The sequence below is a fragment of the Curtobacterium sp. NPDC087080 genome (genome assembly GCF_044745105.1).
Taxonomy (GTDB): domain Bacteria; phylum Actinomycetota; class Actinomycetes; order Actinomycetales; family Microbacteriaceae; genus Curtobacterium.
On the sequence record NZ_JBIUZP010000005.1, the window covers coordinates 142,399 to 160,300 of the forward strand.

General features: G+C 73.0%; 17 protein-coding genes. 8 read left to right on the forward strand and 9 right to left on the reverse strand.

Translation table 11 applies throughout. The features are described from left to right. The first annotated feature begins 14 nt into the window (after window positions 1–14). The gene (locus ACIPEQ_RS14645; RefSeq protein WP_126891742.1) at window positions 15–680 is read left to right on the forward strand and encodes a transglycosylase family protein; all 666 of its coding nucleotides are present in this window, start codon (window positions 15–17) and stop codon (window positions 678–680) included. Window positions 681–761: 81 nt separating this feature from the next. Here ACIPEQ_RS14645 and ACIPEQ_RS14650 read toward each other — a convergent pair whose 3' ends face one another. Together ACIPEQ_RS14650 and ACIPEQ_RS14655 are read right to left on the reverse strand one after the other, a co-directional pair. Beyond that, window positions 762–1,793 carry an LCP family protein gene (locus tag ACIPEQ_RS14650; RefSeq protein WP_402715733.1) on the reverse strand — a complete coding sequence of 344 codons (1,032 nt, stop codon included), beginning with the start codon at window positions 1,791–1,793 and terminating at the stop codon, window positions 762–764. Window positions 1,794–1,861: 68 nt separating this feature from the next. Further along, window positions 1,862–2,260 carry a MarR family winged helix-turn-helix transcriptional regulator gene (locus ACIPEQ_RS14655; protein WP_402715734.1) on the reverse strand — a complete coding sequence of 133 codons (399 nt, stop codon included), beginning with the start codon at window positions 2,258–2,260 and terminating at the stop codon, window positions 1,862–1,864. Between the two features lie 83 nt (window positions 2,261–2,343). Between ACIPEQ_RS14655 and ACIPEQ_RS14660 the strand changes: the two genes are divergently transcribed. The 4 genes from ACIPEQ_RS14660 to ACIPEQ_RS14675 all read left to right on the forward strand — a co-directional run bounded on the left by ACIPEQ_RS14660 (window position 2,344) and on the right by ACIPEQ_RS14675 (window position 7,589). Next, the gene (locus ACIPEQ_RS14660; RefSeq protein WP_250367761.1) at window positions 2,344–4,503 is read left to right on the forward strand and encodes an efflux RND transporter permease subunit; all 2,160 of its coding nucleotides are present in this window, start codon (window positions 2,344–2,346) and stop codon (window positions 4,501–4,503) included. Window positions 4,504–4,515: 12 nt separating this feature from the next. After that, window positions 4,516–5,166 carry a GntR family transcriptional regulator gene (locus ACIPEQ_RS14665; protein ID WP_402715735.1) on the forward strand — a complete coding sequence of 217 codons (651 nt, stop codon included), beginning with the start codon at window positions 4,516–4,518 and terminating at the stop codon, window positions 5,164–5,166. A gap of 82 nt (window positions 5,167–5,248) precedes the next feature. Further along, window positions 5,249–6,748 (forward strand): LCP family protein, encoded by a 1,500-nt coding sequence (locus tag ACIPEQ_RS14670; protein ID WP_209824455.1) that lies wholly within the window; start codon window positions 5,249–5,251, stop codon window positions 6,746–6,748. Between the two features lie 55 nt (window positions 6,749–6,803). Continuing rightward, the gene (locus ACIPEQ_RS14675) at window positions 6,804–7,589 is read left to right on the forward strand and encodes an endonuclease/exonuclease/phosphatase family protein (RefSeq protein WP_402715736.1); all 786 of its coding nucleotides are present in this window, start codon (window positions 6,804–6,806) and stop codon (window positions 7,587–7,589) included. 42 nt (window positions 7,590–7,631) lie between these two features. On the opposite strand, the gene ACIPEQ_RS14680 is transcribed toward ACIPEQ_RS14675, so the two are convergent. Continuing rightward, window positions 7,632–8,462, reverse strand: coding sequence for a hypothetical protein (locus ACIPEQ_RS14680; protein ID WP_402715737.1), 831 nt, complete (start codon window positions 8,460–8,462; stop codon window positions 7,632–7,634). A 159-nt stretch (window positions 8,463–8,621) separates the two neighbouring features. Here ACIPEQ_RS14680 and ACIPEQ_RS14685 point away from each other — a divergent pair, with 159 nt between their 5' ends. Continuing rightward, window positions 8,622–9,548: an SDR family oxidoreductase gene (locus tag ACIPEQ_RS14685; RefSeq protein WP_402715738.1), complete on the forward strand. Its 927-nt coding sequence runs from the start codon at window positions 8,622–8,624 to the stop codon at window positions 9,546–9,548. 84 nt (window positions 9,549–9,632) lie between these two features. Here the strand turns inward: ACIPEQ_RS14685 and ACIPEQ_RS14690 are convergent, their stop codons facing one another. After that, window positions 9,633–9,950: a hypothetical protein gene (locus ACIPEQ_RS14690; protein ID WP_354027307.1), complete on the reverse strand. Its 318-nt coding sequence runs from the start codon at window positions 9,948–9,950 to the stop codon at window positions 9,633–9,635. A gap of 152 nt (window positions 9,951–10,102) precedes the next feature. Between ACIPEQ_RS14690 and ACIPEQ_RS14695 the strand changes: the two genes are divergently transcribed. Both ACIPEQ_RS14695 and ACIPEQ_RS14700 read left to right on the forward strand, forming a co-directional pair. After that, a complete protein-coding gene (locus tag ACIPEQ_RS14695; RefSeq protein ID WP_402715739.1) occupies window positions 10,103–10,780 on the forward strand; it encodes a TetR/AcrR family transcriptional regulator in 678 nt (225 codons plus the stop codon). Between the two features lie 82 nt (window positions 10,781–10,862). Next, window positions 10,863–11,057, forward strand: coding sequence for a DUF2795 domain-containing protein (locus ACIPEQ_RS14700; protein ID WP_126891118.1), 195 nt, complete (start codon window positions 10,863–10,865; stop codon window positions 11,055–11,057). A 99-nt stretch (window positions 11,058–11,156) separates the two neighbouring features. On the opposite strand, the gene ACIPEQ_RS14705 is transcribed toward ACIPEQ_RS14700, so the two are convergent. The 5 genes from ACIPEQ_RS14705 to ACIPEQ_RS14725 form a co-directional block, all read right to left on the reverse strand. Beyond that, complete coding sequence (locus ACIPEQ_RS14705) at window positions 11,157–12,665, reverse strand: threonine/serine exporter ThrE family protein (RefSeq protein ID WP_402715740.1); 1,509 nt, start codon at window positions 12,663–12,665, stop codon at window positions 11,157–11,159. A 200-nt stretch (window positions 12,666–12,865) separates the two neighbouring features. After that, the gene (locus tag ACIPEQ_RS14710) at window positions 12,866–13,306 is read right to left on the reverse strand and encodes an OsmC family peroxiredoxin (RefSeq protein WP_058727514.1); all 441 of its coding nucleotides are present in this window, start codon (window positions 13,304–13,306) and stop codon (window positions 12,866–12,868) included. Between the two features lie 237 nt (window positions 13,307–13,543). After that, window positions 13,544–14,245 (reverse strand): GntR family transcriptional regulator, encoded by a 702-nt coding sequence (locus ACIPEQ_RS14715; RefSeq protein WP_238638124.1) that lies wholly within the window; start codon window positions 14,243–14,245, stop codon window positions 13,544–13,546. A 46-nt stretch (window positions 14,246–14,291) separates the two neighbouring features. Then, a complete protein-coding gene (locus tag ACIPEQ_RS14720) occupies window positions 14,292–15,950 on the reverse strand; it encodes a dipeptide ABC transporter ATP-binding protein (protein WP_402715741.1) in 1,659 nt (552 codons plus the stop codon). Between the two features lie 10 nt (window positions 15,951–15,960). Beyond that, window positions 15,961–17,901: a gamma-glutamyltransferase family protein gene (locus ACIPEQ_RS14725; protein ID WP_402715742.1), complete on the reverse strand. Its 1,941-nt coding sequence runs from the start codon at window positions 17,899–17,901 to the stop codon at window positions 15,961–15,963. Window position 17,902 lies beyond the last annotated feature (1 nt).

Genomic DNA, 17,902 nt, shown 5'->3' on the forward strand with positions numbered 1-17,902 from the left:
TGGAGCGATCAACCATGAAGAAGCTTTCCCGTACCCGCACCATCGTCGGTGGCCTGGCCTTCGCCGGCATCGCCGCGACCGGTGTCGGCCTCGCGGCAGCACCCGCGAACGCTGCGTCCGGCTCGACCTGGGACGCCCTCGCGCAGTGCGAGTCCGGCGGCAACTGGGCCATCAACACCGGCAACGGCTACTACGGCGGCCTGCAGTTCAACCTCGGCACCTGGCAGGCGAACGGTGGCTCCGGCAACCCGGCGTCCGCGAGCCGCGAGGCCCAGATCGCCGTGGCCGAGCGCGTCCTCGCCTCGCAGGGGTGGGGCGCCTGGCCGGCCTGCTCCGCCAAGCTCGGTCTGAGCGGCACCACGGGTGCGGCTCCGCAGGCCGCGGCCCCCGCCGCACCGCAGCAGCAGGCCGCACCGCAGCAGGCGGCGCCGAAGGCGACCACGCAGGCCGCTCCGAAGGCAGTCGCGCCGGCCGCTCCGAAGGCGGCCGTTTCGAGCAAGCCCGCCGCCGTGCCGACCAGCGGGAAGACTTACACGATCCAGTCGGGCGACACGCTCGACACGATCGCGACGAAGCTGAACATCGACGGCGGCTACATGAAGCTCTGGGCCGCGAACACGTCGACCATCGACGACGCGAACCTGATCTACGCCGGCCAGGAGCTCCAGCTCCCCGCCTGATCGACCTCCCGATCCGACACGAGACCCCCGTGCACACGCGCCACGGGGGTCTCGTGCTGTCCGAGCCCGCCGGCACGACGGTCAGCGCGGCCGGTCGTCGAGCCACCGCTGCAGGTCGTCCGACCGCAGCGCGGTGGAGATCGCGGCGCGGTCGTGCTCGGCGAGACCGACGAAGGACTGGCCGTCGGGTGCGGTCCCGCCGCCCGCGGTCGGCATCGTGAACGTGACGAGGTCGTCCGGCCCGATCCCGCGCAACGACCACCCGAGACGTGCGATCGTCGCGGCGTCGAGGCCGGGGTCGACCGCCAGGTGGCTGCTCGTCGCGGTGACGAACTCCTGCAGCCGGCCCGGGTTCGTCAGGGTGCCGCGGGAGACGACCTGGTCGAGGACCCCGCGCAGGAACGCCTGCTGGTTCCGGACGCGGGTGTGGTCGGCTTCGACGAAGGCGTACCGCTCCCGCACGAAGGCCAGGGCCTGCTCGCCGTCGAGCCGGTTCGCGCCGCGGACGAACCGGTGGCCCCGCGCCGTGAAGTCCTGCGGGGACTGCACCGTCACCCCGCCGAGCGCATCCGTCATGTCCGCGAACCCGGCGAGGTCGACCTCGGCCACGTGGTCGATCCGCACGTCGAGCAGCTGCTCCACCGTCTGCACCGTGAGCGGGACGCCGCCCCAGGAGTACGCGCCGTTGATCTTCGCCTGGCCGTGGCCGGGGACGTCGACCCACGAGTCGCGCATGATCGACATGAGGTACACGTGCTCACGGTCCGCGGGCACGTGGGCCAGCATGAGCGTGTCCGATCGCCCGCCGACAGCACGGTCACCGTCGGCGTCGAGGCCGGCGCGGGAGTCGGAGCCGATGAGCAGCACGTTCACGGCGTTGCCGGAGGGCGCGGGGCGGGCGCCGGCGGGGAACGGGTCGGCGATCGCTTCGGCGTGGATGTCGAAGCTCCGCGCGAGGCTCCCGACGAAGGCTGCTGCGACGACCGCGAGCACGGTGGCGACGCCGACCAGGGCGCCGACGGTGGCGAGCAGTGCGACGAGCACCGGGTGCTTCCGTCGAGTACGGGATGCTGCTGCCTCGGCCGCGGCTCGGGCAGCACGACGCTCGGACATCGGGACTCCTGCCAGTCGGGTCGGCCCTGTGCCGACCGGGGGAGTCTACTACATCTGGTATTCCAGTGTCACGGGCGGTGGAGGACGGCGGTCAGGCGTCGCCGCAGCTCGACGTCCTCGGGCAGGACCTCGCGCTCGATGTGCTGCGCGGTCTCCCAGGCTCGGCGGCCCTCGTCGGTGACGGACACCACGCGGCGCCGTCGGTCCTCGGGGTGGGACGTCCGCTCGACCAGGCCGTCCCGCTCCGCTCGCTCGAGGGTCCGCGACATGGTCTGGGGCTGCACGCGCGCGGTCCTGGCGATCGTGTCGGCTCCGGTCGGGCCGGTCCGCAGCAGGATGTCGATCGCGACGAGGGCGGCGTGGGTCAGCCCGACCGCCCGTAGTCGCTCGTCCCACTCGCGCTCGACGGCACGTGCGGCGGCGGAGAGCAGGCGTCCGAGGGGCCACTGCTCCGCGGGTTCGTGCATGGTGGGAGTCTACGGCCGGACCTCGCGCGCACCGCTCGGGACGAGATCGTCAGCATGCTGATGATCGGTGTACGCTCGCCGTCGTGCCCCGGTTCCTGCGCGTCGTCCTGCCCGCCCTCGTCATCCTCGTCTGGCTCGTCGTGGCCGGGGTGGGCGGCCCCGTCTTCGGGAAGATCTCCGAGGTCGCCACGAACGACCAGACGTCGTTCCTGCCGGCGTCGGCCGACGCGACGAAGGTGCAGGAGCGCGCCGCGGAGTTCCGACAGGCATCGGGAGCGCCCGCGATCGTCGTGCTCGAGCGCGACGGCGGACTGACCCGCGACGACCTCGCGACGGCCACCCGGATCGCCGAGACCCTCGACCAGCGCGACGACGTGCAGGGCACGAGCCCGGTGATCCCGAGCGAGGACGGCGACGCGGCCGAGATCGTCGCGACGCTGACCGAGGACGCGGACACCGGCGACGCGGTCACGGCGATCCGGGGCGCGGTGGACGACGCGCTGCCCTCCGGTGTGGCCGGGTACGTCACCGGCCCGGCGGGCTTCACGGCCGACCTGACCGAGGCGTTCGCGGGCATCGACGGCCTGCTGCTCGGGGTGGCGCTCGCCGCGGTGTTCGTCATCCTGGTCGTGGTCTACCGCTCGCCGCTGCTGCCGTTCCTGGTGCTCGGCACGGCCACCTTCGCCCTGTGCGCCTCGATCCTCGTCGTGTACGCGCTGGCGAAGGCGGGCGTGGTGACCGTCAACGGGCAGGTGCAGGGCATCCTGTCGATCCTGGTGATCGGTGCGGCGACGGACTACGCGCTCCTCTACACGGCGCGCTACCGCGAGGCGCTGCGCGAGCACCGCACCGGCTGGGAGGCGACGCGGGCCGCACTCCGGGGAGCGTTCGAGCCGATCGTCGCCTCGGGCGGCACCGTCATCGTCGGGGTGCTCTGCCTGCTCCTGTCGGACCTGAACTCGAACAAGGCGCTCGGCCCGGTCGCGGCGATCGGGATCGCCTTCAGCCTGCTCGCCGCCCTCACCCTGCTGCCGGCCCTGCTGCTGGCGTTCCGCCGGGCGGCGTTCTGGCCCCTGCGACCGACCTTCGGTTCCGGTGGTCGTCCGACCACCGGTCCGGAGGCGACCGGGCTCTGGGCGCGGGTCGGGCGCCTCGTCGCGCGTCGGTCCCGCACGGTCTGGATCGTCTGCACGGTCGCGCTCCTGGCGATGGGCAGCGGCCTGATCGGGCTCCGTGCCGACGGCGTCCCGCAGAGCGACCTCGTGATCGGTGCATCCCAGGCCCGGGACGGCCAGCGGGTCCTCGCCGACCACTTCCCCGGCGGATCGGGGAGCCCGGCGCAGGTCATCGGTGCGGAGCGCGACCTGGACGCCCTCGTCGACGCCGTCCGCTCGGTCCGCGGGGTCGACGGGGTGGTCGCCGCCTCGACCGACGCACCGTCGGGCACGGTCCCCGTCGGCGGGGGAGCCGCCGGCACGGGAGTCGCCGGTGCGGACGCCGCCGCCGGGAACACCGCGGGTGCGGCGGAGCCGACGGTGTCGCGCGGCGACGTCCTGCTCGAGGCGACCCTCGCCGACCCCGCCGACTCCGCCGCCGCCGAGCAGACCGTGCGCGACCTCCGAATCGCCGTCGAGCGGATCGACCCGGGAGCCGTCGTCGGCGGCGTCACGGCGACCGCCGTCGACACGAACGACACCGGCATCCGGGACCGGTCGGTCATCATCCCCGTGGTGCTGGCCGTCATCCTCCTGATCCTCGTGCTGCTGCTCCGCAGCGTGGTGGCCCCGCTCGTGCTCGTCGGCAGCGTCGTCGTGTCCTTCGCGGCCGCCCTCGGTGTCGGCGCCCTGGTCTTCGACCACGTGTTCCGGTTCCCCGGGGCCGACCCGTCCGTGCCCCTGTTCGCGTTCGTGTTCCTCGTGGCGCTCGGGGTGGACTACAACATCTTCCTCATGACCCGGGTGCGCGAGGAGTCGCTGCGACACGGTCCGCGGGAAGGGGTGCTCCGCGGGCTGGCTGCGACCGGCGGTGTCATCACGTCGGCCGGCATCGTGCTGGCGGCGACCTTCGCGGCGCTCGGGGTGATCCCGATCCTGTTCCTGGCGCAGATCGCCTTCGTGGTGGCGTTCGGGGTGCTGCTCGACACCGTCGTGGTCCGGTCGCTGCTCGTCCCGGCGCTCGTGATCGACCTGGGCCGCCGCGCGTGGTGGCCGTCGCGCCTCTCGCGCGCAGCCCGTCACATGTGACACGCTGGTGGCATGCCAGTCCCCTCCACGCAGCCGGCCGCAGAGCGCAAGCTGCTCCGTGACACCGTGCAGGACAAGATCCGCGACGCGATCATGGACGGCACGCTCGAGCCGGGCGAGCGCCTGAACGACGACGACCTGATCGCGTGGCTCGGGGTCTCGCGGACCCCGATCCGCGAGGCACTGGCAGAACTCGCACGGGCCGGACTGATCGAGATGGCGCCGAACCGCTACACGCGCGTCGCCGCCCCGACGAAGGACGAGATGCTCGACGCCTACCGCACCCTCGGCGTCATCTACGGCGGGGTCGTCCGGCTGGCCGTCCCGCGGTTCTCGGACGCCGAGCGCGAGCGCGTCCTCGGGGTGCTCGACGACGTGTTGACACGCCTCGACGCCGACCAGCAGTCCGACCTCGCGCGTGAGGGTGCGGACGTCTACTCGATGTGGGCCGACGCCTGCGGCAACGCCTCGCTCGCGCAGCTGTGCCGCTCGACCACCGACGGCCTCGCGTTCCGGCTCCGGGTCCCGGAGCTCGCCGAGCTCGTCCCCACCGACGTCGTGCGTCCCGAGCTCGTGAAGCTCCGCGACGCGGTCGCCGCGGGTGAACCCATCGCCGCGGAGCTCGCGATGGAGGCGATCCACCTCCTGCCCACGCGCGACTGAGCACGTCGGGCGCGTACAGCGTCGGCCGCGGACCCTCAGGGATCTCCCTGTCCGATCCACGCTGTGCCGTTATGGTTTCCGGGTGAGCATCGAACCCGAGCAGACGACGCGCCGTGCCCGCCGCGGCCACGTGCCGCCGCGCCACGGGCGCCAGAAGCGCGGGGGAGGGGTGGTCCTGCCGGCGGTGGCCGGTGTGCTGGCCATGGGCCTCGTGCTGACCGGAGGCTACGCGGCCTTCGCCTTCACGAGCCTGAACAGCGGCGTGACGAAGATCGATGCGATCAGCCCGCGCTCGAGCGACGACGACAGCGACGACGTGGACGGCCAGGCGCAGAACATCCTGCTCGTCGGCGACGACCACCGCCCGGACAACGCGACGCCCGAGCAGATGGCCGAGCTGAGCACCGAGGACGACGGCGGCGCGACGAACACCGACACGATGATCGTCCTGCACATCAGCGCCGACGGGTCCCGGGCGACGATGATCTCGTTCCCGCGTGACTCGTACGTGCCGATCCCCGGCGTCGGCAAGGGCAAGCTCAACAGTGCGTTCTACTACGGCACGCTCAACGGCGGCGGCGACACCGGCGGCGCGAAGCTGCTCATCCAGACGATCCAGGACCTCAGCGGCCTGACGATCGACCACTACGTCCGGGTGTCGCTGCTCGGCTTCTACCAGGTGGTCAAGGAGCTCGGGCCGGTCGAGGTCTGCCTGAACAACGCCGTGAACGACCCCTACTCCGGCGTCGACCTGCCGGCGGGGACCTCGGAACTCGACGCCAAGCAGGCGCTGTCGTTCGTCCGGCAGCGGCACGGGCTGCCGAACGGCGACCTCGACCGCAACGTGCGGCAGCAGTACTTCCTGTCGCAGGAGGCCCGAAAGGTGCTCTCGGCGGGCACGCTGCTGAACCCGATCAAGATGAACAACATCCTCAGTGCCGTCGGTGGCTCGATCCAGACGGACACCGACCTGGTCTCGCTCGCGACGCAGATGCGGAACCTGCGGCCCGGGAACATCCAGTCGGCGACGATCCCGACGCTCGGCACCCCGACCATCACGGTGGGCGGCCGTCCGCTGTCCATCGTCGAGATCGACACCGTCGGACTGCCCGCCTTCGTCCAGGGACTCGTGGGCGAGCCGGAGGAGTACACGAAGGCCACGGCCGCCGAGCCCGCCGCGACGACCGCCACCGTGCTGAACGGCAGCGGGGCGTCCGGTGCCGCCGCGACCGCCACCGCGAACCTGACCGCGCGCGGCTTCCAGGTCGGGACCCCGGGTTCCTCGGACACGACGCAGAAGACGCAGGTGCAGTACCCCGCCGGACAGGAGGCGCAGGCCAAGGCCGTCGCCGCGCTGGTGCCGGGTGCGGTCGTCGTCCGGTCCACCACGGTGTCGGGCGTCACGCTCGTCCTCGGGACCGACGGCATCACCGTCAGCGCCCCGGCTGCTCCCGCCGACGGGACGTCCGCTCCGGCGGAGGAGGCACCCGAGGCCGAGGCGTCGCAGCCGGCGGAGCCGGAGCCCGCGCCGAGCTCGACCGACGTGAAGAACTACGGCGAGGAAGGCGTCTGCATCAACTGACGCAGCCGACACCACCCTGGGGTCCTCGGCGGGAGCGTGTCGGTAGGTTCGACCGGTGACCCACGCCGCACGTCCGATCACCCTGATGACCTACAACGTGAAGAACCCGGACCCGCGGCACGACTGGCCCGCACGGCTGCCGCTGGTGCTGGACGTCATCCGACGGCACGACCCCGACGTGCTCTGCGTGCAGGAGGCGTTCGACCACCAGATGGACGCCCTGCGGCACGGGCTGCCCGACCACGACGCCGTCGGGCAGGGTCGCGAGGGCGGCACCGCGGGCGAGCACGCCGCGATCTTCTTCCGCCGCGACCGGCTGCGCCCCGTCGACGTCGGGACCTTCTGGTTCTCCGACACCCCGGACGAGCCGGTGTCGAACACCTGGGGGAGCCTGTACCCCCGGGTCGCCAACCACACGCGGTTCGTCGACACCGACGGGCCCGCGTTCACGCTCCTCACCGCACACTTCGACCACGAGGAGAACGAGCACGGGGACGAGGTGCGTCGGCGCAGCGCAGTCCTCGTCGTCGAGCGGCTCGCTCCGGTCGACGGTCCGGTCGTCTTCGCGGGCGACTGCAACGAGCCGTGGGGCGCGGGCCCGGCGTCCCGCGTGTTCACCGACGCCGGGTACCGGGACACCTGGACCGATGCCGGTGACCCCGCCGACCGTACGGCGTCCTTCAACGGCTGGCAGGCGCCGGTGGACTCGGGCGAGCGGATCGACTGGGTGCTGACCCGCGGCGACGTCACGGCCGAGCGCGTGGTGATGGACCACGACGGACCCGAGACGTGGGCCGCGAGCGACCACTTCCCGGTCGTGGCGACGCTGCGCGTGGCCTGAGCCGCCGGACGGTGCGCTGACCGCAGCCGCGAGCGGGTCGCCTCAGCAGGAGCGGCGCGCGTGCACCGGCATCGGGGAGCCGATGACGGTGACCTCGGTGTCGTCGGTCAGCGCCGAGACACCGTTCGTGCCCTGTGCGTCGTCGTCCGCGCCGTCGCCGCTGCTGTCGGCGGACTGGTCGCCCGTGGGCGCGGAGCCGGCGGTGGTGCCGTCGTGCTCGGCGCGCGGGTCGCCTGCGGACGGGGCGTCGTCCGGTGCCCAGCCGGACTCGAGCAGCAGCTGCCACGCCTGGGAGTCGCCGGACCCGAAGGAGACCTTGTCGGAGCGCGGCGCGGCCTGGATCGCGTCCGCCACGTCGTCGCCGACCTGGACGCCGTCGGGCCCCGTCAGCTCGACCCGCTCACCGGTCCGGCTCCGCACGGAGTCCCGGAGGACCCGGATCTCGACCGCGTTGCCGACGGAGGACGGTGTGTCGAGCGCGGCGACGCGGACCGCGCCGCCCCACGTGTAGGTGGTGCCCGACGGGAAGCACGCGCCGCCGTCGCCGGCCGCGGTCTGCGTGCGCGACGGGGTGCCGAACAGTCGGTTGAGCAGCGTGACGGTCGACCGCGCGTCGCGCATGGACACGTCGGCGACGGTGGCGTCGCCGCGACGGAGCACGAGTGACTCGGCGTCCAGCTCGACGGTGTCGACGCGGCGCAGGTCGCGGTCGGTCACCCGGACCAGCGGTTGCGCCGAGCTCGCGACGTCGCTGCGGTCCTCGGCAGCCGCAGCCGGTGCCGCACCCCCGGGAACCAGGACGTCGGACCCGACCGTGCCGGCCGCGAAGGCGAGCGCGGCTGCGCCGAGCGCGAGCAGGGTACGGGGAGTCACCAGTCGACCGTACGACCCCCAGCCTCGCAGGACGACAGGTGTTACCGAATCGCAGCCCGCTCGTCACGTGTTCGTGATCTTGGGGATGTGTCACGAAAGACGGTGCGGGGGACAGTCGGCTGGACGGCCGAGCCTGTCCGGGTGCGTACCGTTCAGGCCATGACGGAGCAGCAGAACGGCCAGACGGGGCACGACCAGTACTCGATGCAGGACCCCACGAAGATGTACGCGGACAAGAAGCCGGACGAGCAGTACCTGCAGGGTGCCGGCACCGACGAGGAGATGGCGGAGAACGTCCCCGCTGACCACGGCGAGGACACCTACCGCGGCTCGGGGCGTCTGCAGGGCCGCAAGGCGCTCGTCACCGGTGGCGACTCGGGCATCGGTGCCGCCGTCGCGATCGCGTACGCCCGCGAGGGTGCCGACGTCGCGATCGTGTACCTGCCCGAGGAGCAGGAGGACGCCGACCGCATCGTCGGGCTCATCGAGGCAGCCGGTCGCAAGGCCGTCGCGATCCCCGGTGACATCAAGGACCTCGCGTTCTGCGAGGAGCTCGTGCAGCGGGCCGTCGACGGTCTCGGCGGGCTCGACATCCTCGTCAACAACGCCGGCAAGCAGCAGAACGTCGACGACATCACGAAGATCTCGGACGAGGAGTTCGACGAGACCTTCAAGACGAACGCGTACGCGACGTTCCGCATCACGAAGGCCGCCGTGCCGCACCTGCAGCCCGGCTCGACGATCATCAACACCACGTCGATCCAGGCGTACGCGCCGTCGCCGCACCTCGTGCACTACGCCGCCACGAAGGCGACCGTGAACAACATGGCGAAGGGCCTCGCGGCACAGCTCGCGCCGAAGGGCATCCGCGTCAACGCGGTGGCGCCCGGCCCGATCTGGACGCCGCTGCAGCCGGCCGGTGGCCAGCCGCCGGAGGCGCTGCCGTCCGCGGGCGAGCAGACCTACCTGGGCCGCTGGGGCCAGCCCGCCGAGCTCGCGCCGGCGTTCGTCTTCCTGGCGAGCGGCGAGTCGTCCTACGTGGTCGGCGAGACGCTGCACGTCGACGGCGGCATGCCGACGCCGTAGTCGCGACCAGCAGCGGACGGGAGGCACGGTGCCGGCTGGCACCGTGCCTCCCGTCCGTCACGTGGCCGGGTCGACCGTCGACGGTCAGCAGGCGACGGACCGCGCCATGCGCTCCAGCAGCTCGCGTGCCGACATCGCCGCGGTCAGCTCGACCTCGACCGGGTTGATCCCGATCGCCCGCTCGAACGCGCGGCGACGGGCCTGGTCGGCGACCGGGACCTCGGGACGCTGCGGCAGGCGCGCGATCGCCCGTGCCGCGGCGTCGAAGGCACCGGCGGGGGAGCCGAGCTGCTCCCACATGGTCCGCACGTCGTGCGCCACCTGTGCGTCGTCGCCGCCGAACTCGAAACCGGCCGAGGCCATCGTGGCGAGTCCCTGCGCGACGGGGTCCTGCGGGTCCATCCCGGCATGGTCGCACGGAACGCTCCGTCTGCGCTGGGGTCGGACACTTGTCCCCCGACATGCCGACACCCGTACCGGGGATGTCGTGTCCCCCGACACTGCGGTTGGATCAGGGGTGCGGACAGGACGTCCGCCGCACGACGGAGGGCACGATGCTCGAACACACCAGCGCGGACACGCAGGCGGCAGCCGCCGCGGCCGCCTCCCTGCACCTGCGGATCACCATCGTGGGCGCCACGGTCGACGTGCTCCGCGACGTGCCCTTCCACGAGGCCCACGTCGGCATGGTCGCCGAGCGGATGGGCATCACCACCGCGGAGCTCCGTCAGCACTTCCCCTCCTGGGACGGCCTCGTGCTCGCCGCGGTCGACCGGTGGAACGGCGCCCGTCTGGAGGAGGTCGCCCACGAGGTCGGCGACGGCCCGACGGTCGACCTGTTGCGGGCGATCGTCGCCTCGAACGCCGAGGACCCCGCGCTCATGCGGCTGCTCGTCGCGCTGCTCTCCGTCGCCGGCAACCCCGCGCACCCGATGTCGACCTACCTGCGCTCGCGCTACCAGCTCTTCTTCTCGCAGGTCCGACGCGGGCTCGAGCACGACATCGCCGTCGGCCGTGCGCCGCACACGATGGACCCGCGACGCGGCGCCGAGCAGCTCATCGCGCTGTACGAGGGGCTCCAGCTGCAGGCGATGCTGCGTCCGGACCTCGACCTCGTGCCGGCGTTCGACCGTGCCGTCGCGCGGCTCGAACGCGGGTGGATGGAACGGTACGAGCCGCAGGCTGCGCAGCGCTTCTCGCAGTGGAGCGACAGCGGGAGCTGGGAGATCTGAGGCCTGGCCGCAACGCGCGTCGGCCGGACCGACGCGGAGCCGCGCAGGCGTAGTCGTGGAGGCTCCGACGGAAGGAACCGACATGGCAGCACCGAACCCGATCCAGGTCCAGAAGTACCTCAGCGGCATCGACTACCCGGCCTCGAAGGACGACATCGTGGCGACCGCCGAGAAGGAGGACGCCCCCGGTGACGTCCTCGACGCGCTGAAGAACATCCCGGACGGCGACTACGACGCTCCCACCGCGGTGACGAAGGCCGTCTCCGACAAGGGCTGAGCGGCACCCAGGCGTACCCGAGACTCGGGCTGCGCGACGTTCCTCGTGCTCCAGGGCACGAGAACGGTCGCCCAGCCCGAGTCTCGCGTCCGGGGCGTCTCAGCGCGGGCGGTGGCCCCGCGGCACCGAGCCGTTGCCCGGGTCGTACCCGGTGTCCCGCAGCACGGGGATCGCCGTCGTGTCGTTGTGGACCGAGTGCACCGTCACCCGACGCGCACGCCGCAGCGCCCTTCGCGCGCCCGGGGTCGCCACGAGGCCACCGAGCACGAGTCCGGCGCCGATGCCGAGCGCCACCGAGACCGCCGCCACGAAGTCCAGTGCGGCGCCGGACGACCCGGACATGAAGTTGAGCAGTGCGTTCGACACCGCGACACCGGGCAGGAGCGCGCCGCAGAACGCCGGCACCGCGATCGCCGCCACGGCCGTGCGCATCCGGGCGGCCGCGATGGTCGACAGCACGCCGAGCAGCACCGACGCGATGAACGTCGCTCCGAGGAGCGGCATCCCGAGGTGCCGGAGCTCCCAGAGGAACGCCCCCGCCGCGACCGAGAACACCACCGCGACCGGGATCACCCGCGCGCTGGCCTGCTGCACGAAGCAGTTCGCCGCCGCGGACACGACCGTCAGCGACAACGAGGCCCAGAGCGGCAGCGGCTGCAGGACGATGCCGGACGGGTCGACCTCGATCCGGAGCCACTGCAGCACGGCGATGCCCGCGGGCACCCCGACGACGATCGCGGCGATCACGAGCACGATGTAGAAGGCCCGGGCGACGGCCATCGCCCGGAAGCCCGAGATGGCGTCCTGTGCCCAGGTGACGAGGGACACGTGCGGCAGCAGCAGGACCACGAGCGCGGCGACCATCGTGGCCGCACCGGTCGCGGTGAGGACGTCGGCCCAGATCGCCAGGGTGCCGATGGCCGAGGCGACGGCTGCCTGCGCACCGGAGACGAAGAACTGCGGGAAGCCCCTGCCGGTCAGCCAGCGGCCGGACAGGATGATCCCGAACATGAGCACGAAGGCCCCCGCGCCGGCGCGCCAGCCGCCGCCGGCCTGCATCGCGATCGAGGTGCCGAGCACGGAGAGCCCGACGTCGGCGAGCCAGGACGGCCAGCGACTCGGCAGCCGCAGCACCGCCACCAGGGCGCTCACGGCACTCGTCATGTCGCGTTCGCCGTGGACCAGGTCGTCGACGATCTGGTTCGCACGGGCGAGCCGGTCGAGGTCCGAGCCGTCCGACTGCACGGTCCGCACCTTGACGAGCGGCGGGTGGTCGGCCGGGGCGTACTGGAGCGTGACCGAACTGCCGGAGAAGTCGAGGTCGAGGGGCGCGAGGTTCCACTTCGTCGACACCGCGACGACGGCGGTCTCGACGCTGCGGGTGTCGGCCCCCGAGGCGAGCATGACCTCCGCCAGGTCCAGGCAGAAGTCCACGATCTGCACGGGCGAGTACTGCTCGCGCGGGCGGGTGTCGGGGGTGACGTCCTCGTAGATCGTGCCGCGCAGCCGGGCGCGGGCGTCGCGGATGTCGTGCTGTGCGAGGTTGCGGACACGCGGCCGGGGTGGACGCCCGGGCCGCGGGACGCCGGGGAGGAACTGCTCGGCCATCAGACCATGGTGCCAGCCGCTCGCGCCCGAGTCCGGACGTCGGCTGGACGCTGCCGATGACGCTTCAGTGTCGGCGCTGTGCGCTGAGTCGTCCGGCCGCGAACGCGGCCACGACCGCGCCCGCACGCGCCGATGGAACCGACGGACGGACGGGAGGCGCGGTGCCAGCTGGCACCGCGCCTCCCGTCCGTCCGTGACGACTACTGCTCGAAGGTCGCCTTGAGCTCGATGTCGACGCCGGTGAGCGCCTTGGAGACCGGGCAGGTCGCCTTGGCCTCGTCGGCCGCCTTGAGGAAGGCGGCCTCGTCGATGCCGGAGACCTCGCCGTTCACGGTGAGGGTGATGCCGGTGAGCTTGAAGCCACCCGCGCTGTCCGGGCCGAGCGAGACGTCGGCCTTGACGTCGAGGGCCTCGACCGTGCCGCCGGCCTCGCCGAGGATCGCCGAGAACTGCATCGCGTAGCAGGCCGAGTGGGCTGCAGCGATGAGCTCCTCGGGGCTGGTGGTGCCACCGGCCTCGTCGGCGGCGCGCTTCGGGAAGGAGACGTCGTACGTGCCGACCTTCGAGCTCGACAGCTCGACCTGGCCGGAACCGTCGTTGAGGCCGCCGTGCCAGGCGGTGCGTGCGGTGCGCGTGGGCATGTCCGCTCCTTTCGTCGGGGAGTCGACCCGCTGCGGGCCGACGTGTCCGAGTCAATCGGAGAACGGTCGTTCTCGCAACCGGCTCTCGGTGAGTACGCAGGTCGGAGGCGCCGGCAGAACGGACGCCTGAGCGAGTCTCGAGCTGAGCGACCGTCCTCGGGCTCATCGGCGCGAGGGTCGTCGCTGAGCACGAGACTCGGGGCACGTCCGGCCGGCCGTGCGGCGGCGGCCTCGGCGTCAGAGGGCGGGGCCCGCCTTGCGCAGCAGGGTCGCCTGCTCCGGGGACGAGCGCGCCGCGTACCCGATGCGGCTCTCCCGCACGTGCCACGCCATCCGCTCGGCCGCCGCCTCGACGTCCCCCGCGTCGATCGCGGCGAGGATGCGCCGGTGGTCGGGCCACAGCCGCTTGCCGCGCGACGAGGTGTCGAGCGCGTACAGCCACTCGATCTTCCGCGAGAGCTGGCGGAGCAGGGTCGCGAGCGTCGAGCTGCCGGAGAGCTCGGCGACGAGCAGGTGGAAGCGCTCGTTGAGGTCGACGAGCAGCTCGAGCTCGTCCCGCTCGACGGCCGTGTCCCCGTCGTCGAGGACGACGCCGAGCTCGCGGCGCACACGCCACCAGTCCTCGGGCGGGGCGTCGGCGTCGAACAGCGTCCGTGCTCGGGTCGCAGCGCGGCGGGCGGTGGCGGTCTCGAGCGCCTCCCGCACGGCGAACAGGTCGTCGGCCTCGTCGAAGGGGATCGCGGCGATGCGGGAGCCGACGTTCGGGCGGGAGACGACGAAGCCCTCGCCCTCGAGGCCCCGCAGGGCCTCGCGCACCGGCACCCGGGAGACCCCGTACCGCTCCGCGAGGAACGCCTCGGTCACCCGGGTGCCCGGTTGCAGGGCACCGGTCACGATGTCGTGGCGGATGGCGTCGATGACGCTCGTCCCGTTCAGCACGGAGCCGATCGTGCCACACCCTGTCGGTCGGCCACCCGGGACCCCGTCACGCAGCCGCCTCGGCGAGACGCTTTCCCGGGATGGCGTCGAGCAGGTCCTTCGTGTACTGCTCCTGCGGGTCGTCGAACACCGCGGCGACCGATCCCCGTTCGACGACCTCGCCCCGCCGCATCACCACGACGTCGTCGGCGATCCGCCGGACCACCCCGAGGTCGTGGGTGATGAACAGGTAGCTCAGCCCGAGCCGGTCCTGCAGTTCCTCGAGCAGCGCGAGGATCTGCTCCTGCACGAGCACGTCGAGCGCGGACACCGCCTCGTCGAGGATGATCAGCTCGGGTTCGAGCGCCAGCGCCCGGGCGATCGCCACCCGCTGCCGCTGCCCACCGGACAGCTCGTTCGGCCGGAGCTGCGCGACCTCGCGGGGGAGGGCCACCTGGTCGAGGAGCGTCGCGACCCGTTCGGTGCGCGACGCCCGGTCACCGATGCCGAACACCCGCAGGGGTTCGTCGATGATCCGCTCGATGGTCGAGGTCGGGTCGAGCGACCCGTACGGGTCCTGGAACACCGGCTGCACCCGGCGTCGGATCTCCCGCCGCTCGGCGCCACGGGCGGCCCCGATGGACTTCCCGTCCACGAGGGCGGTGCCCGACGTCGGCGTCTCGAGCCCGAGCACGATCCGCGCCACGGTCGTCTTGCCCGAGCCGGACTCGCCGACGACCGCGGTGGTCGTGCCGCGACGCACCGCGAACGACACCCCGTCGGCAGCCTTGAGCGTTCCGGCACCACGACCGCGGAGCCGGTACTCCTTCACCAGGTCGGACACGACGAGGATCGGCTCGCCCGCGGCCACGGGCTCCGGCGCGACCCCGGACACCGCGGGGGCCGCCGCGATGAGCCGCTTCGTGTACTCGTGCTGCGGGTCGCGGAGGATCGCCTCGGGCGCACCCTGCTCGACGATCTCGCCGTCGAGCATCACGACGACGCGGTCGGTCCGGTCGGCCGCGACCCCGAGGTCGTGCGTCACGAACAGCAGCGTCGTGCCGTGCTGGTCGACCAGGGTCTGCAGGTGGTCGAGGATCTGCCGCTGCACGGTCACGTCGAGGGCGCTGGTCGGCTCGTCGGCGATGAGCAGCTCGGGTTGCCGGGCGAGCGCCACCGCGATGAGGATGCGCTGGCGCATGCCGCCGGAGAACTCGTGCGGGAACTGGTCGGCCCGACGGGAGGCCTCGGGGATGCCTGCCTCGGTCATCAGCGCCACGACCCGGCTCCGGATCGCCGCCCGCCCCCGGAGCCCACCGGCCCGCAGCGCGTCGGCGATCTGTGCACCGACCCGCATCGACGGGTTGAGGTTCGTCGACGGGTCCTGCGGCACGAGCCCGATCCGTCCGCCCCGCACGCGCCGCATGAGCGCCTCGTCGGCGTGGGCGATGTCGTCGTCCCCGAGGCGGATCGTGCCACCCGTGATGTGCCCCGCGCCGGGCAGCAGCCGCAGCAGGGCCGCGATGAGCGTGGACTTGCCCGATCCGGACTGCCCGACGATCGCGACGCGCTCGCCGCGTCGGACGTCGAGGTCGACGCCGTGCAGGACCTCGCGGTCGCCGAAGGCGACCCGCAGGTCGCGGACGGACAGCAGGGTGTCGGTCCGGTCGGTCTGGTCGGTCTGGAGGCGCGGCTCGCCCCCGGTGGTCGTGTCGCCGTCGTGCATGGTCCGGTCCTCAACGTCCTGCGGCATAGCCCTGTGCTCCTCGCGGGTTGGCGGCGGCGCCCATGACGCCGGTGTCGGGGTCGCGCGTCACGCACGACAGGCGGCCGAGCGACCAGTCGCCGGCGCGGGCGACGACGTGGCCGAGCTCCTCGAGCCCGGCGATGACGTCGTCGCCGAGACGGTCCTCGACGACGAGGCCGCCCGGGGTCCAGGTGCGGGGCCAGAACGACCCCGGGAACGACGTGGTGTGCAGCGCCGGGGCGTCGATCGCCTGCTGCGGGGTCCACCCGCCGACGATGGTGCGGAGCAGGAACAGCAGCTGCCACTGGTCCTGCTGGTCGCCGCCCGGGCTGCCCATCGCGACGACGGGTTCGCCGTCGCGGAGCACGAGCGTCGGGGTGAGGGTCGTGCGGGGCCGGGCGCCGGGGGTCAGCGTGGACGCGGTGCCCTCCTCGAGCCAGGTCATCTGCATGCGGGTGCCGAGGCAGAACCCCAGCTCGGGGATCGTCGGCGAGGACTGCAGCCAGCCGCCGGACGGCGTCGCGCTGACGATGTTGCCCCAGCGGTCGACGACGTCGATGTGGCACGTGTCGCCGCGGGTCTCGCCCGTCGCCATCACGATCGGCTCGCCGCGGTCCTCGTGCACGGCGTCGTCCTCGGCGGGGACGGCCGCGGCGTCGGGCGCCGGAGCGTCCCCTCGGGCGCCCGGCACGGTCGGCTCGCCGACGCCCGCGATCGGCTCGCCGCCCGGCGTGTAGGTCACGCGGAGCGGCGGCAGCGCACCGGCCGGCACCGAGACCGTGCCCGGGCGCAGCTCGTGCGACGCCCGGTGACCGATCAGGGCGCGGCGCTCGTCGGAGTACGCGTCCGAGAGCAGCTCGGCCATCGGGACGTCGCCGTCGCCGTAGTACGCCTCGCGGTCGGCGAGGGCGAGCTTCTGCGCCTCGACGATCGTGTGGGCTCCGAGCACGGTCGACGGGTCGAGCCGCTCGTCGTCCAGCGGGTCGAGCAGGCGGAGGGTCTGCAGGAGCGCCGGACCCTGGCCCCACGGCCCGGTCTTCGCGATCGTGTGCCCGCGGAACTCGGCGGTCGTCGCGGGTTCGGTCGACGCACGGAACGCCGCCAGGTCGCTCGCCCGGACCACGCCGGCGTGGTCGGTGCCCGACGCGTGCCGGTGCGGGGTGCGGACGAACGCGTCGATCGCCTGCGCGACGGAGCCCTCGGCCCACTCGGTGCGGGCGGCCTCGATGCGCGCGACGCGCGCGTCGGCGGTGTCGGCACCCGACGTGACCCCGGACCCGGCCTGCACGAGCCGTTCCAGGACCGAGGCGTAGGTCTCGTTGCGCACCATCGCCCCGGCGACCGGCACCGAGCCTCCCGGCAGCCACCGCTCGGCGGAGGACGGCCAGTGGTCGCGGAACAGGTCCTGCACGGTCGCGATGGTGGCGACCACCCGGGGTGCGACCGGGTGGCCGTCGCGGGCGTACCCGATCGCGGGGGCGAGCACGTCGGCGAGCTCCCACGTCCCGTGCTCGGCGAGGAGCAGCAGCCACGCGTCGACGGCACCGGGCACGGCGGCCGCCAGCGCGCCCGCTCCCGGGACGAGGTCGAGGCCCTCGGAGCGGAAGTGCTCCGGCGTCGCACCCGCGGGTGCCGGGCCCTGGCCCATCAGGACGGTCGGGGCCTTGTCGGACGCCGTCGCGAAGACCGCGGTCACGTCGCCGCCGGGGCCGTTCAGGTGCGGTTCGACGACGTGCAGGACGAAGGCGCCGGCGACGGCGGCGTCGAAGGCGTTGCCACCGCGCTCCAGGACGGCCTGCGCCGTCGCGGTCGCGGTCCAGTGCGTCGACGCGGCCATGCCGAAGGTGCCCTGCAGGTCCGGTCGGGTGGTCTCCGCCGGGGGCGTGGTGAAGGCGGGGTCGGTTGTGGTGCTCTTGGTGCTGGTGCTCATG

What these genes read in the sequence shown, in the direction of transcription:
- ACIPEQ_RS14650 (WP_402715733.1), bottom strand. Translation starts at nt 1,793, where the DNA reads ATGTCCGAGCGTCGTGCTGCCCGAGCCGCGGCCGAGGCAGCAGCATCC.
- ACIPEQ_RS14725 (WP_402715742.1), bottom strand. Translation starts at nt 17,901, where the DNA reads ATGAGCACCAGCACCAAGAGCACCACAACCGACCCCGCCTTCACCACG.
- ACIPEQ_RS14710 (WP_058727514.1), bottom strand. Translation starts at nt 13,306, where the DNA reads ATGCCCACGCGCACCGCACGCACCGCCTGGCACGGCGGCCTCAACGAC.
- ACIPEQ_RS14700 (WP_126891118.1), top strand. Translation starts at nt 10,863, where the DNA reads ATGGCAGCACCGAACCCGATCCAGGTCCAGAAGTACCTCAGCGGCATC.
- ACIPEQ_RS14705 (WP_402715740.1), bottom strand. Translation starts at nt 12,665, where the DNA reads ATGGCCGAGCAGTTCCTCCCCGGCGTCCCGCGGCCCGGGCGTCCACCC.
- ACIPEQ_RS14655 (WP_402715734.1), bottom strand. Translation starts at nt 2,260, where the DNA reads ATGCACGAACCCGCGGAGCAGTGGCCCCTCGGACGCCTGCTCTCCGCC.
- ACIPEQ_RS14695 (WP_402715739.1), top strand. Translation starts at nt 10,103, where the DNA reads ATGCTCGAACACACCAGCGCGGACACGCAGGCGGCAGCCGCCGCGGCC.
- ACIPEQ_RS14720 (WP_402715741.1), bottom strand. Translation starts at nt 15,950, where the DNA reads ATGCACGACGGCGACACGACCACCGGGGGCGAGCCGCGCCTCCAGACC.
- ACIPEQ_RS14685 (WP_402715738.1), top strand. Translation starts at nt 8,622, where the DNA reads ATGACGGAGCAGCAGAACGGCCAGACGGGGCACGACCAGTACTCGATG.
- ACIPEQ_RS14645 (WP_126891742.1), top strand. Translation starts at nt 15, where the DNA reads ATGAAGAAGCTTTCCCGTACCCGCACCATCGTCGGTGGCCTGGCCTTC.
- ACIPEQ_RS14665 (WP_402715735.1), top strand. Translation starts at nt 4,516, where the DNA reads ATGCCAGTCCCCTCCACGCAGCCGGCCGCAGAGCGCAAGCTGCTCCGT.
- ACIPEQ_RS14690 (WP_354027307.1), bottom strand. Translation starts at nt 9,950, where the DNA reads ATGGACCCGCAGGACCCCGTCGCGCAGGGACTCGCCACGATGGCCTCG.